The sequence below is a fragment of the Pseudomonas sp. SWRI179 genome (assembly GCF_014268705.1).
Lineage (GTDB): Bacteria > Pseudomonadota > Gammaproteobacteria > Pseudomonadales > Pseudomonadaceae > Aquipseudomonas > Aquipseudomonas zanjanensis.
In genome coordinates, this window is the sequence record NZ_JABWRA010000018.1 from 34,066 (window position 1) to 46,916 (window position 12,851).

The 12,851-nt window shown below is 58.6% G+C and carries 9 protein-coding genes; 7 read left to right on the forward strand and 2 right to left on the reverse strand.

Features of this window, described 5'->3' with window-relative positions; all coding sequences use genetic code 11:
* Positions 1-2: 2 nt before the first annotated feature.
* The 3 genes from rplQ (at position 3) to bfr (ending at position 2,684) form a co-directional block, all read left to right on the forward strand.
* Positions 3-389: a 50S ribosomal protein L17 gene (gene rplQ / locus HU767_RS12465; protein ID WP_003186009.1), complete on the forward strand. Its 387-nt coding sequence runs from the start codon at positions 3-5 to the stop codon at positions 387-389.
* A gap of 223 nt (positions 390-612) precedes the next feature.
* On the forward strand, positions 613-2,061 hold the full coding sequence (locus HU767_RS12470) for a catalase (RefSeq protein ID WP_186707734.1): 1,449 nt from the start codon (positions 613-615) through the stop codon (positions 2,059-2,061).
* A gap of 158 nt (positions 2,062-2,219) precedes the next feature.
* Positions 2,220-2,684, forward strand: a complete 465-nt coding sequence (gene bfr, locus HU767_RS12475) for a bacterioferritin (RefSeq protein WP_186729628.1) — start codon at positions 2,220-2,222, stop codon at positions 2,682-2,684.
* Between the two features lie 92 nt (positions 2,685-2,776).
* Here the strand turns inward: bfr and uvrA are convergent, their stop codons facing one another.
* Positions 2,777-5,611 carry an excinuclease ABC subunit UvrA gene (uvrA, locus tag HU767_RS12480; RefSeq protein WP_186729629.1) on the reverse strand — a complete coding sequence of 945 codons (2,835 nt, stop codon included), beginning with the start codon at positions 5,609-5,611 and terminating at the stop codon, positions 2,777-2,779.
* Between the two features lie 179 nt (positions 5,612-5,790).
* Between uvrA and HU767_RS12485 the strand changes: the two genes are divergently transcribed.
* Both HU767_RS12485 and HU767_RS12490 read left to right on the forward strand, forming a co-directional pair.
* Positions 5,791-7,188: an MFS transporter gene (locus HU767_RS12485; RefSeq protein ID WP_186707728.1), complete on the forward strand. Its 1,398-nt coding sequence runs from the start codon at positions 5,791-5,793 to the stop codon at positions 7,186-7,188.
* A 9-nt stretch (positions 7,189-7,197) separates the two neighbouring features.
* Positions 7,198-7,719 carry a single-stranded DNA-binding protein gene (locus HU767_RS12490; RefSeq protein WP_003206078.1) on the forward strand — a complete coding sequence of 174 codons (522 nt, stop codon included), beginning with the start codon at positions 7,198-7,200 and terminating at the stop codon, positions 7,717-7,719.
* Positions 7,720-7,846: 127 nt separating this feature from the next.
* On the opposite strand, the gene HU767_RS12495 is transcribed toward HU767_RS12490, so the two are convergent.
* Positions 7,847-8,914, reverse strand: a complete 1,068-nt coding sequence (locus HU767_RS12495) for a LacI family DNA-binding transcriptional regulator (protein ID WP_186707726.1) — start codon at positions 8,912-8,914, stop codon at positions 7,847-7,849.
* A 211-nt stretch (positions 8,915-9,125) separates the two neighbouring features.
* On the opposite strand from HU767_RS12495, the gene HU767_RS12500 reads away from it, so the two are divergent.
* Positions 9,126-10,442, forward strand: a complete 1,317-nt coding sequence (locus HU767_RS12500; RefSeq protein WP_186707724.1) for an MFS transporter — start codon at positions 9,126-9,128, stop codon at positions 10,440-10,442.
* Complete coding sequence (locus HU767_RS12505; protein WP_186729630.1) at positions 10,439-12,826, forward strand: glycoside hydrolase family 31 protein; 2,388 nt, start codon at positions 10,439-10,441, stop codon at positions 12,824-12,826. Before HU767_RS12500 ends, HU767_RS12505 begins: the two co-directional genes overlap by 4 nt.
* The last annotated feature ends 25 nt before the right edge of the window (positions 12,827-12,851 follow it).

Consider the following 12,851-nt stretch of genomic DNA (forward strand, 5'->3'; position numbering starts at 1 on the left):
CCATGCGTCATCGTAAAAGTGGTCGTCACCTGAGCCGCACCAGCTCGCACCGCAAGGCCATGTTCCAAAACATGGCGGTGTCGCTGTTCGAGCACGAGCTGATCAAAACTACACTGCCGAAAGCCAAAGAACTGCGCCGCGTTGCTGAGCCGCTGATCACTCTGGCCAAGACAGATAGCCTGGCTAACCGCCGTCTGGCTTTCGACCGTACTCGTTCGAAAGCTATCGTTGGTAAGCTCTTCAACGACCTGGGCAAGCGTTACGCTACCCGTGAGGGTGGCTACCTGCGCATCCTCAAGTGCGGTTTCCGCGCTGGCGACAACGCGCCTATGGCGTACGTCGAGTTGGTTGATCGTGCTACCAGCGGTGAAGCTGTATCCGCTGAGTAAGTCGGCAACATACAAAAAACCGGGCCTTGTGCCCGGTTTTTTGTTGTCCGAAGAAAAGCCGGTGGGCCGTTTCGCCTGGCTTGGCTATCGGCAAGTGGTCACTCTTAGATAATGACTATCGATGTCCATGATTTAATGAATTTGGATACTGTCACTAACATACTCGATACTCCTTTCCAGCCGATTAGCCGGCAGTTCGAAGACCGACCTAGGAAGATTGAGCATGAGCCAGATCAAAACGCTTACGACCGCCAGCGGCGCTCCAGTCGCCGATAACCAGAACTCTCGCTCCGCCGGTCCGCGCGGCCCGCTGCTGCTCGACGACTTTCACTTGATCGAGAAGCTTGCTCACTTCAACCGCGAGAACATCCCCGAGCGTCGTGTGCATGCCAAAGGGTCGGGCGCCTACGGCACCTTTACCGTCACCCAGGACATCACCCAATACACCAGCGCCAAGCTGTTCGAGTCGATCGGCAAGCAGACGCCCACCTTCCTGCGGTTTTCCACCGTGGGTGGCGAGCGTGGTTCGGCCGACACTGAACGCGATCCGCGCGGTTTCGCCTTGAAGTTCTATACCGAGGAAGGCAACTGGGACATCGTCGGCAACAACACGCCGGTATTCTTCATCCGTGATCCATTGAAGTTTCCAGATTTCATCCACACCCAGAAGCGTCTGCCGCAAAGCAACCTGAAAAGTGCCCAGGCGATGTGGGATTTCTGGTCGCATTCGCCTGAGGCGCTGCACCAGGTCACCATCCTGTTTTCCGACCGCGGCATTCCGGATGGCTACCGTCACATGCACGGCTTCGGCAGCCATACCTACAGCCTGATCAATGCACAAGGTGAGCGGCACTGGGTGAAGTGGCACTACAAGACCTTGCAAGGCATCAAGAACCTCGCGCCGGCAGAAGCGGCACGCCTGGCGGGCACCGACCCGGATTACGCCCAGCGTGACCTGTTCGAGGCCATCGAGCGCGGTGACTTCCCGAAATGGCGCGTTTGCATCCAGATCATGAGCGAGGGCCAGGCCGCGGCGCATTACGAGAACCCGTTCGACGTGACCAAGACCTGGTCGCAGAAAGAATTCCCGTTGATCGAAGTCGGCGAACTCGAACTCAACCGCAACCCGCTGAACTACTTCGCTGAAGTCGAGCAGGCGGCATTTGGCCCGAGCAACATGGTGCCAGGGGTTGGCCTCTCGCCGGATCGCATGCTGCAGGGCCGTGTCTTCGCCTACGCCGATGCCCACCGCTACCGTGTGGGCACCAATCACCAGCAATTGCCGGTGAATGCGCCACGTAGTCCGGTCAACACCTACCAGCGCGACGGCGCCATGGCGTTTGGCAGCAATGGCGGGGCGGCACCGAACTACGAGCCCAACAGCTATGTAGAGGCGCCGAAGCAGGCCCCGCGTTACGCGGAGCCGGCGCTGGCCCTCAGTGGCGCGGCGGATCGTTATGATCATCGCGAAGACACCGACTACTACAGCCATGCCGGTGCGCTGTTCCGCTTGATGAACGATGAGCAGAAAGCCCTGCTGATCAACAATATCGCTGGCGCGATGGGCGGTGTCTCGGCGGACGTAGTGGACCGTCAACTGCAGCATTTCTACAAAGCAGATACTGCTTATGGAGAAGGTATCGCGAAGGCGTTGGGCGTAGCGCTTAACTAAGTCTAAACGAGAAGCAGAACCGCCCTCATTAGGGCGGTTTTTGCGTTATTTAGCTTGGTTTTCTCAGATTTTCTTCGCTTTTATTGCGTTGAGGCAGTGACCTTGCGGTCAGCTTGGTTCAAACTACAACCTTTAAAAGCTTGTGGAGATGTAGGGCGATGCAAGGTCACCCAGACGTAATCGATTACCTCAACACGTTGCTGACCGGCGAGCTGGCAGCCCGTGATCAATATTTCATCCATTCGCGGATGTACGAGGATTGGGGTTTTACCGAGCTCTACGAACGTATCAACCACGAGATGGAAGAAGAGACCCAGCACGCCGATGCACTGATGCGCCGCATCCTGATGCTCGAAGGTACACCGCGCATGCGTGCCGATGACCTGGATGTCGGGACCACCGTACCGGACATGCTCGCCGCCGACCTGCGCCTGGAATACAAAGTCCGCGCTGCGCTGTGCAAAGGCATCGAACTCTGCGAGAAGCACAACGACTATGTGACTCGCGAAATCCTGCGTGTCCAGCTCAACGACACCGAAGAAGACCACACCTACTGGCTGGAAAAGCAGTTGGGGTTGATCAAGCTGATCGGGTTGGAGAACTACCTGCAATCGCAGTTCTGATGGATTCATTGTGGAAGCAAGCTCGCTCCCACAGGAAAAAAAAGCCCCTGCCATCGATGAGATGACAGGGGCTTTTTCGTGCCCGGGTGGAATCAGTCCCGATCACGCTCCAGCAGCGGCTTGAGGTAGTAGCCCGTGTGGGACTGCTTCATCTCGGCCACTTGTTCCGGCGTCCCCACGGCGATGATCTGGCCACCTTTGGAACCGCCTTCCGGCCCCAGGTCCACCAGCCAGTCAGCGGTCTTGATAACGTCCAGGTTGTGTTCGATCACCACCACGGTGTTGCCGTGGTCGCGAAGGCGGTGCAGCACGTCGAGCAATTGCTGGATATCGGCGAAGTGCAGGCCGGTGGTCGGCTCGTCGAGGATATACAGGGTCTTGCCGGTATCGCGCTTGGACAGCTCGCGGGACAACTTGACCCGCTGGGCTTCACCGCCGGACAAGGTCGTCGCCGACTGCCCGAGCTTGATGTACGAAAGCCCTACATCCATCAACGTCTGGAGCTTGCGCGCCAGGGCCGGTACCGCGTCGAAGAACGCCCGAGCCTCTTCGATGGTCATCTCGAGGGTTTCGTGGATGTTCTTGCCCTTGTATTTGATCTCCAGGGTTTCGCGGTTGTAGCGCTTGCTCTTGCACACGTCGCACGGCACGTAGATGTCGGGCAGGAAGTGCATTTCCACCTTGATCAGGCCATCGCCCTGGCAGGCCTCACAGCGCCCGCCCTTGACGTTGAACGAGAAACGCCCCGGGCCGTAGCCCCGTGAGCGGGACTCCGGCACGCCGGCGAACAGTTCGCGGATCGGGGTGAACAGCCCGGTATAGGTCGCCGGGTTGGAGCGCGGTGTGCGGCCAATCGGGCTTTGGTCGATGTCGACCACCTTGTCCAGGTGTTCCAGGCCCTTGATGCTATCGTGGGCGGCCGCTTCCAGGGTGGTGGCGCCGTTCAGGGCCGTGGCGCTGAGGGGGAACAAGGTATTGTTGATCAGCGTCGACTTGCCGGAGCCAGACACGCCAGTGACACAGGTCAGCAAGCCGATGGGGATTTCCAGGTCGACATTGCGCAGGTTGTTGCCGCGAGCCCCCTTGAGGGTCAGCGACAGCTTCTTGTTACGCGGCGTGCGCTTGGCCGGGACCTTGATCTTGACCCGGCCCGACAGGTATTTGCCCGTCAACGAGTCAGGGTGCGCCATGACTTCGGCGGCGGTGCCCTGGGCGACGATGTGCCCGCCATGCACGCCTGCACCCGGGCCGATGTCCACCACGTAGTCGGCCAAACGGATGGCGTCCTCGTCGTGCTCGACCACGATCACCGTGTTGCCGATGTCCCGCAGGTGCTTCAGGGTTCCGAGCAACCGGTCGTTATCTCGTTGGTGCAAGCCGATGGACGGCTCGTCGAGGATGTACATCACCCCCACCAGGCCGGCGCCGATCTGGCTGGCGAGGCGGATACGCTGGGCTTCGCCGCCGGACAGGGTGTCGGCACTGCGGTCGAGGGTCAGGTAGTCCAGGCCGACGTTCACCAGGAACTGCAGGCGCTCGCGGATTTCCTTGAGGATCTTGTCGGCGATTTCGCCGCGACGGCCGGTGAGTTTCAGTCCACCGAAATAATCGGTGGCGTCGCCAATGGGCAGGTTGGTCACCGCCGGCAGCGTCTTCTCGCCGACCCACACATGCCGCGCTTCGCGGCGTAGGCGCGTACCACGGCAATCGGGGCAGGGCTGGGTGCTGAGGAACTTGGCCAGTTCTTCGCGCACGCTGGCCGATTCGGTTTCGCGGTAGCGGCGCTCCAGGTTCGGCACGATGCCTTCGAACGGGTGGGAGCGCTTGACGATATCGCCGCGGTCGTTGAGGTATTTGAAATCGACATTCTGCGAGCCGCTGCCGTGCAGGATGAATTTCTGCTGGTCGGCGGGCAATTCGTTGAACGGCTTGTCCAGGCTGAACTTGTAATGGGCCGCCAGCGAACCGAGCATCTGGAAGTAATAGACGTTGCGCCTGTCCCAGCCGCGAATCGCCCCTTCGGCCAGGGTCAGTTCGCCATTGACCAGTCGCTTGGTGTCGAAGAACTGCTTGACCCCCAGGCCGTCGCAGGTCGGGCAGGCGCCGGCCGGGTTGTTGAAGGAGAACAGCTTGGGTTCCAGCTCGCTGATGGCGTGGCCGCAGATCGGGCAGGCGAAGCGTGCGGAGAAAATGATCTCTTCGCCGGGTTCGTCGTCCATCGGTGCGACCAGGGCGATGCCGTCGGCCAGTTTCAGCGCGGTCTCGAAGGACTCGGCCAGGCGTTGTTGCAAGTCGGCGCGGACCTTGAAGCGGTCAACCACCACATCGATCGAGTGCTTCTTCTGTTTATCCAGCTTCGGCAACTCGTCCAGTTCGCACAGCTTGCCGTTGACCCGGGCCCGCACGAAGCCCTGGGCGCGCAGCTCTTCGAATACCATCAGGTGTTCGCCCTTGCGCTCGCGAATCACCGGCGCCAGCAACATCAGCTTGCTGCCTTCCGGCTGGGCCAGCACCAGGTCGACCATCTGGCTGACGGTCTGGGCTTCCAGGGGAATATCGTGATCGGGGCAACGGGGAATACCGACCCGCGCATACAGCAGGCGCAGGTAATCGTAGATCTCGGTGATGGTGCCGACCGTCGACCGTGGGTTATGGGAGGTCGACTTCTGTTCGATGGAAATGGCCGGCGACAGGCCTTCGATGGTGTCGACGTCGGGTTTTTCCATCATCGACAGGAACTGCCGGGCGTAGGCCGACAGCGATTCGACATAGCGGCGCTGGCCTTCAGCGTACAGCGTGTCGAAGGCCAGGGATGACTTGCCGGATCCGGACAGGCCGGTGATGACGATCAGCTTGTCCCGTGGCAGGGTCAGGTCGATGTTCTTCAGGTTGTGGGTACGGGCCCCACGAATCAGGATCTTGTCCAAAGTGGCCTCGCTCGGCGGGCGTCGAAAACGTAGGAGTATACGGGCAAATACTGGATGGATGCACACTATTGAGGACGCGATTGCGGCCATACATGAAGACTGCGCGGCAAACGGTCGCCATATACCCTCTCAATCGATGGGACTGGTAGAATCGCCGCCGGTTCACATGAGGTTTTTCCATGCAAGATCCCCACAGCGAACGCATGAGTCGTGGCGAGACCCGCGCAGCGAGCGGCCTGGCCCTGGTGTTCGCCTTTCGTATGCTGGGCATGTTCATGGTGTTGCCGGTGCTGGCGACCTATGGCATGGACCTGGCGGGCGCGACGCCGGCCCTCATCGGCCTGGCGATCGGCGCCTATGGCCTGACCCAGGCGATCTTCCAGATCCCGTTCGGGATCATTTCCGACCGCATCGGCCGGCGCCCGGTCATCTACCTGGGGCTGATCGTCTTCGCCCTCGGCAGCGTGCTGGCGGCCAATGCCGACTCGATCTGGGGCGTGATCGCCGGACGCATCCTACAAGGCGCCGGGGCTATTTCCGCGGCCGTCATGGCGCTGCTGTCAGACTTGACCCGCGAACAACATCGCACCAAGGCCATGGCCATGATCGGCATGACCATTGGTCTGTCGTTCGCCGTGGCCATGGTGGTCGGCCCCTTGCTGACCCGTGCCTTTGGCTTGTCGGGCCTGTTCCTGGCGACCGGCGCCATGGCCCTGGTGGGAATCCTGATCGTGGCGTTCATGGTGCCGCGCGCCACCGGGCCGCTGCAGCACCGCGAATCGGGGGTGGCGCGCCAGGCATTGATCCCGACGCTCAAGCACCCGGACCTGTTGCGCTTGGACCTGGGCATCTTCGTGCTCCACGCCATGCTGATGTCCAGCTTCGTCGCCTTGCCGTTGGCATTGGTCGAGAAGGCCGGCCTGCCCAAGGAGCAGCACTGGTGGGTGTACCTGACGGCGCTGGTGATTTCGTTCTTCGCCATGATTCCCTTCATCATCTATGGCGAGAAACGACGCAAAATGAAACGAGTTTTGCTCGGCGCCGTCGTGACGCTGATGCTCACTGAGCTATTCTTCTGGCAGTTCGGCGATAGCTTGCGAGCCTTGGTGATCGGCACGGTGGTGTTCTTCACCGCGTTCAATCTGCTGGAAGCATCGCTGCCGTCGCTGATCAGCAAGGTTTCACCGGCGGGCGGCAAGGGCACGGCGATGGGGGTCTACTCCACCAGCCAGTTCCTGGGCTCGGCGTTGGGCGGGATCCTCGGCGGCTGGTTGTTCCAGCATGGCGGTTTGTCGGTTGTGTTCCTGGGATGCGCCGCGCTGGCTGCACTTTGGCTAGCCTTTGCTGTTACCATGCGCGAACCTCCCTATGTGACGAGCCTGCGCTTGCCCTTATCGCCCGAGGCGATTCGTGAGGCTGGCCTGACCGAGCGTCTGAAGGCCGTCGTTGGAGTAACCGATGCAGTGGTGGTCGCCGACGAGGCGGCCGTATACATCAAACTGGACACCGAATTATTGGATCGCGCGACGCTCGAGCGCCTGGTGAACAACCCGGCCCCGACTACGTGCGAAGCCTAGGAGAACGTTATGGCCCGTGGGGTTAACAAAGTCATATTGGTCGGTACTTGCGGCCAGGATCCCGAAGTTCGCTACCTGCCGAACGGCAACGCCGTGACCAACCTGAGTCTGGCGACCAGCGAACAGTGGACCGACAAGCAGACTGGCCAGAAGGTCGAGAAGACCGAATGGCACCGCGTGTCGATGTTCGGCAAGGTGGCCGAGATTGCCGGCGAATACCTGCGCAAGGGTTCGCAGGTATACATTGAAGGCAAGCTGCAGACTCGCGAATGGGAAAAAGACGGCATCAAGCGCTACACCACCGAAATCGTGGTCGACATGCAAGGCACCATGCAGTTGCTCGGTGGCCGTCCGCAGGGCGACCAGCAGCAAGGTGGCAACAACTACCAGCAGTCGGCTCCGGCCCCACGTCAGCAGGCACCTCGTCCGCAGTCGGCGCCACAGCCACAACGCGAACGCCCGGCCCCACAACAGGCCGCGCCGCAGCCGGCTCCGGATTTCGACAGCTTTGATGACGATATTCCGTTCTGATCTGCCTAGGATTCAGTGGTATTGGTCGATGAGACTCCTCACTCGCTGATACTTCAAGTTCGAAAAAAACCCTCTTCGCTGCAAAGCCTGGAGGGTTTTTTTCGCCCTGTGCAAAGCCGCGAATCAATCAGTCATAAATAATTTTCTGATAGACAGGCATTTGCTTGGCGCTGTGCTTGATGCGCCGCACTGAGCTGCCGGTGATGAGTTGCCCACCGAGAAGAAGATTGCCACAAGGCGATCGCGGTTCGAAAAGCTGCTGCCTCAAGACCCTTATCGCTTCTGCGCCCAATTCATCGCGGGGCACGTGAAGCGTGGTGAGCGGTATATCGTTGATGTCCGCCAGGTTGAAACCGTCCATGCTCATCACTGAAACATCCTGGGGAACCCTCAAGCCAGCATTCTGGAGCGCTTTAACGGCCCCAGCTGCCATGAAGTCACCCCCGGCCAGGATGGCAGTCGGTCGGTCGTCAGGTGCGCAGTTTTCCATAAAGGCCGCTACCCGCGCTTCGGATTCAGCACTGCCGAAACCCTCGGCAACCAATAGGTGTTTGGCTTCGATAAAATCGAGATTTTGCTCCTTCCATGCCTCACGAATTCCACGTATCCGCAGATCCATCGTGTACCGCCTGAGACATTGGAGAGTCAGCACATTTCGGTGCCCCATCTGAAACAGATAATTGATCGAATAATGACCGATTAAAAAGTGGTCGGGCGATATCGAGGGCAGGCGCATGCTGCGATCGATGCAGTTGATCAGCACCGTCGGCTTGCTGAGATCGGCCGCCAGTTGGTGTATGTGGGGATCATCGATGCCAATCAGGATCGCCGCACCGGTGTCCTTCTGATTCATCTTCTCCAAAAACAACAATGCGTCGCTATCGACCTCTTCAAGCTCGCAGTAGCGGACTCGTACATCATGTTGCGCGACCGCCTGTGTAATGCCCTGGATAACTTTGTAGTAAAAAATATCCGAGCGTACGTTGAAGGCCCGCGAGGGCGCGAAGATGGTCAGCCCGTTGAGCAGGAAACGACCATTGGCGAGGCCCTCCATCACGCCCTGTTGACGAGCCGCCGCCAGCACTTTTTCTCTCGTGGCCGGGCGGGTATTTGATTTGCCAGCAAGCACCCGCGACACCGTCGCGATGGACAGGCCCGTCTGTGCCGCTATTTCAGCAATGCGTAGTTTCGCCACCGCGGCTTATCCATTGAGACAATTTATGTAAAAGCTTTCATAGCAGAAAAGGGCCATCAATCCTAGCATGCTTGGGTTTCTGAGAAGCAGTGCAAGAGCAGAATGTAAATTTATACAGGCTTGCTTCTGTACGAGTCCTGGGCAGTTGCCATAGCGTCAAGCCTCAAATAAAAACAAAACGCCGGAAAATCCGGCGACAGGCGAAGAATTGATGACTATCGATATCGAACGCAATGCTCGACTTTCGGCCAAGCTAAAGTTCATCCCGCATCTGCGTTGGTGGATGCTCTCGCTGTTTTTACTCGGCGTCACCGTCAACTACATAACCCGCAATTCATTAGGCATCCTGGCGCCCGAACTGAAAACCACCTTCAGCATGTCGACCGAACAGTACTCATGGGTGGTCGCCTCGTTTCAACTTGCCTATACCGTTTTCCAACCCATCTGCGGGTGGCTGATCGATGCGATCGGGCTCAAGCTCGGCTTCGTGATATGCGCCATCGTATGGTCAGTGATGTGCCTTCTCCATGCAGGGGCAGCGAGTTGGGTGCATCTGGCGATTCTGCGTTTTTTCATGGGCGCTTCGGAGGCAGCGGCTACGCCTGCCAATGCCAAGGCGATAGGGGACTGGTTTCCAAAAAAGGAACGACCTATCGCCGCGGGTTGGGCGGGGGTTGGTTTTTCCCTGGGGGCGATGCTCGCCCCTCCCATCATCTATCTGGCTCATGTAAGCCTGGGCTGGCAGGGCGCATTTCTGATTTCCGGGGGGATCGGCCTGATATGGGCCGCCGTCTGGGGATGGCTCTACCACGCCCCCAATATCCACCCGCGCTTGTCGCCCAATGAGTTGGAGCACATCCAACAAGACGGCGAAAAAATCGGCCAGCAAATGCCATTTTTCAAAGCGTTGAAAAAGATTGGCCGGGACAAGCGATTTTACGGTATCGCGCTTCCCGCCTTCATGGCGGAACCGGCATGGGCGGTCATGAGTTTTTGGGTGCCGCTGTATCTGGCCAACGAAAGAGGAATGGACCTCAAGCAAATCGTACTGTTTGCCTGGGTTCCGTTTCTGGCGGCGGATCTGGGCAGTATCGCCAGCGGTTATCTCTCACGCGCTTACCATCGGTTTTTCAAGTGCACCCGGGTGAACTCGATCGTCGCCAGTTCAATCACCGGCGCGTTCCTGATGTTTTCGTTAGCCGTGATGACTCAGGTAAAAGACCCCTATGTTGCGATTGCGCTTATTTCCGTCGGCGGTTTTGGCCACCAGATTATTTCCTGCATGTTAAGCGCACTGGTTGTCGAAACGTTTGATCGGGATGAGTTGGCGACGGTGAACGGAATGCGAGGTTCATGCGCCTGGATTGCCAGCTTTATTTTCTCGCTGATCATCGGTGTCAGCGTGGACAAAATAGGATTCAACCCATTGTTCATTGCGATGGGGCTCTTTGACTTTATAGGTGCATTTTTCATGATTTTGTTTATCGCCGACAGAGTGTCCAAACCTAAAGCGGTGCGTGCCCAATGAAGTCACTTAAAGTCTGGACGTTGCAGGCCCAGGAAAAAGGCTACATCGAGCTCCTGGTCGAGGGCCGACATCTCTTCAGAATCTATATCCTCGAAGACGGTTTGGCGCGTGTCCTGCTCATGCGCGCAGGCGCCTTGGCATTGGATCGGACCTGGAGCATTGCGCCCCGGGAGGACGTCGCCTGGGAGGGCCGGCCCCGCGAGTCGGTAGCGGATTTCTCTTTGCCCGCGTATCGGGTCGAAGCGTTCCAGGACCGGTTGGTACTGACGACTAAAGAACTGCGTATCACGGTAAATCGTCCGCTGTGGTTGCAGTGGGAATACCACGATGGCCAGTGCTGGAGGCCATTGGTCTCGGATCGGCCCACCGGTGCCTATGCGCTTGACGCTCATGGTGAAGGCCTGGAGCATTACCAGCTGCGCGCGCCTGAACATCGCTACTACGGGCTCGGCGAAAAAACCGGCGATTTGAATCGCGCCGGCAAACGTTTTGAAATGCGTAACCTGGACGCAATGGGATATGACGCCGCGAGCACCGACCCGCTGTACAAGCATATTCCCTTTGTTATCACGCACCAGGAACACGCCAGCTTCGGGATGTTTTATGACAACCTGAACACCAGCCTGTTTGACCTGGGTAACGAGCTGGATAACTATCACCGACCCTATCGTCGATACAAGGCGGATGCCGGTGACCTCGACTACTGGGTCCTTGCAGGCCCGCGCATACTGGATGTGACAAAGGCGTTCGTTCGCCTGACCGGCCGCACCTTGTTCCTGCCTAAATGGAGCCTGGGCTACAGCGGCTCGACCATGCATTACACCGATGCTGAAAACGCCCAGGAACAGTTGCTGGAGTTTCTTGACCTGTGCCGTCAGCACGATATTCCCTGTGACTCTTTCCAACTGTCATCCGGGTACACCTCCATTGGCGAAAAACGCTATGTGTTCAACTGGAACCATGAAAAAGTCCCGGACCCCAAGGCGCTTGCCCAGGCCTACCGCGATGCCGGTGTCAGGCTGATTGCCAACATCAAGCCTTGTCTGCTGCAGGACCATCCGCGCTACGCCGAGGTGGCCAGGCAAAAGATGTTCATCCGCGACTCTGAACACGACACGCCGGAGCGGTCGGTGTTCTGGGACGATGAGGGCTCGCATCTGGACTTCACCAACCCGGACGCTGTCCGTTGGTGGCAGTCAAATGTCACCTCACAGCTTCTGGAACTGGGCATCGAATGCACCTGGAACGACAACAATGAATTCGAGGTGTGGGACGGTGAGGCACGTTGCCAAGGCTTCGGGCGCGAGATAGCGATCAAACATATCCGGCCCGTCATGGCATTGCTGATGATGAGAGCGTCTCTAGAGGCACAACAGCGGTTTTCGCCCTCGGAACGGCCCTACCTCATCTCACGCTCAGGGTGCGCCGGCATGCAGCGTTATGTTCAGACGTGGAGCGGTGATAACCGAACCAACTGGCAAACACTGCGCTACAACACCCGCATGGGCCTGGGCATGAGCCTGTCGGGGTTGTACAACGTGGGGCACGACGTCGGTGGGTTTTCCGGCAATAAACCGGATCCCGAGCTGTTTGTCCGTTGGGTCCAGAATGGTGTGATGCATCCGCGCTTCACCATTCACTCCTGGAACGATGATGGCACGGTCAATGAGCCCTGGATGCATCCAGCGGTCACCGATGCGGTCCGTGACGCGATCAGGCTCAGATATCGGTTGATGCCTTATTTCTACACCTTGCTGTGGCAAGCCAGTCACGCCGATGAGCCGATTTTGCGGCCTACGTTTCTTGACCACGAGCATGACCCTCAAACGTTCAAGGAAAACGACGAATTCATGCTTGGGCGAGACATCCTCGTCGCCAGCGTTGTGGCGGAAGGCGCACGCGAGCGCGAGGTTTGGCTACCCCTGAATGCGACAGGATGGTGCGACTGGCATACCGGTGACTGGTACGAAGGCGGCCAACACGTTGTCCTGGATGCGCCTTTGGAACGGTTGCCCTTGTTGGTGCGAGGGGGCGCTGCGATACCGAGCGGTGAATGCCACAAGCTTAACGATCCCTCGCTTGATCGGCGTCGCGAGCTGGTGGTTTTCCCTGCACCTTCAGGCGCCTCCAGCGGTGTGTTGTTTGAAGACGACGGCATCAGTCATGACTGGAAAAATGGAAACTGCCTCGTTATCAAATGGACCCTTGAATATGGCCCGGACTTCATTGATTTGACGATCGCCAAGACGGGGGATTTTCGTCCGGCGTGGGAGCAGCTTGAGGTGTCCTTGAAGGGCGCGGATGCGAGAGCCTTGAGAATCAATGGCCGTAGCGGCTGCGATTTGAAATTGGCCGATATTCCGGAGCATCGACCACTTCATTGATTCGCTGGTAAGTCTTGCCCTCCCC

What these genes read in the sequence shown, in the direction of transcription:
- rplQ (WP_003186009.1), top strand. Translation starts at nt 3, where the DNA reads ATGCGTCATCGTAAAAGTGGTCGTCACCTGAGCCGCACCAGCTCGCAC.
- HU767_RS12470 (WP_186707734.1), top strand. Translation starts at nt 613, where the DNA reads ATGAGCCAGATCAAAACGCTTACGACCGCCAGCGGCGCTCCAGTCGCC.
- bfr (WP_186729628.1), top strand. Translation starts at nt 2,220, where the DNA reads ATGCAAGGTCACCCAGACGTAATCGATTACCTCAACACGTTGCTGACC.
- HU767_RS12485 (WP_186707728.1), top strand. Translation starts at nt 5,791, where the DNA reads ATGCAAGATCCCCACAGCGAACGCATGAGTCGTGGCGAGACCCGCGCA.
- HU767_RS12490 (WP_003206078.1), top strand. Translation starts at nt 7,198, where the DNA reads ATGGCCCGTGGGGTTAACAAAGTCATATTGGTCGGTACTTGCGGCCAG.
- HU767_RS12500 (WP_186707724.1), top strand. Translation starts at nt 9,126, where the DNA reads ATGACTATCGATATCGAACGCAATGCTCGACTTTCGGCCAAGCTAAAG.
- HU767_RS12505 (WP_186729630.1), top strand. Translation starts at nt 10,439, where the DNA reads ATGAAGTCACTTAAAGTCTGGACGTTGCAGGCCCAGGAAAAAGGCTAC.